This is a genomic window from Rhizobium sp. YIM 134829 (assembly GCF_046546455.1).
Genome location: NZ_JBKHKI010000024.1, coordinates 1 through 814 on the forward strand (window position 1 = coordinate 1; position 814 = coordinate 814).

The 814-nt window shown below is 59.5% G+C and carries 1 protein-coding gene; it reads right to left on the minus strand.

The annotated features are described in order from the left end of the window. Positions 1–128: 128 nt before the first annotated feature. Complete coding sequence (locus tag ACLE20_RS15515; protein ID WP_410941216.1) at positions 129–662, minus strand: hypothetical protein; 534 nt, start codon at positions 660–662, stop codon at positions 129–131. Positions 663–814: the final 152 nt, after the last annotated feature.

Sequence of the window (814 nt, forward strand, 5' to 3'; positions counted from 1 at the left end):
TCTCGAATGTGATCACTTTCGAGACACGGGTTAGCAGTATTTTGTCGCTTTTCCGTCCGAGTCACGCCGCGGCCCGCACCGGGCGGTACGGCGTCTCTATGGGCGTCGATGCGACGGCGGACGACGCTTCAGGCGCCGTGATTGACCGCTGCTGCCTCATGAATGGCAATTTTGAGCTTGTCGTATGTGCAGGGGTGCGCACCGAGGGCGATCAACGGTCCGAGTCCAATCGTCTTCTGCGTCGGCATGTTTCGGTCGAGTTCGCTCTTGGGCAGCACATAGAACTTCCATTGCGCGACTTCGAGCGGATTGATATGTTCGCGGTGCTCAGTTGCGAGCAGGCAGAAGACGTACTCACCGACGGATCGCTGTGCGCTGGTCGCATAGGTGTCGGTGCGGGCGTCCCAGCCCGTCGTGGGGCGGATGCCGAACACAATTTTTGATGGCTGCGATTGCTTCCACGTTTGCACGTAGGCAGCTGATTTCACTTCTACCTTGACACCGTCGGTCTCGAGGTCGTACTGGTCCCATTCCACGCGCTTCGTGTCGCGAATGCCGAGCGCTGTGGCCACGATGTACTCCGCCAGCACGCCGCGCGTGGTGTTCGTGAGTAGGTCGTCGTACGCCCAGGCTAAAAATTCCTGTTTATCCAAGGAAGTCATCGTCGAGTCCTCAACACTTGAGCAGTTCCCTTTCCTAGTACGGTCGTCACTTTGTGCCGGTCGATGTCGTCGAGGGTCAGCACCGCTTCGGGTCGGGTGATCCGCTTCATGTCCCCGGCTGTCGGCTGCGGCACCAGCAGTGCCAGTTCGCG

Bases quoted from the DNA above. Each gene is read 5' to 3' on its own strand.
- ACLE20_RS15515 (WP_410941216.1), bottom strand. From the start codon at position 662: ATGACTTCCTTGGATAAACAGGAATTTTTAGCCTGGGCGTACGACGAC.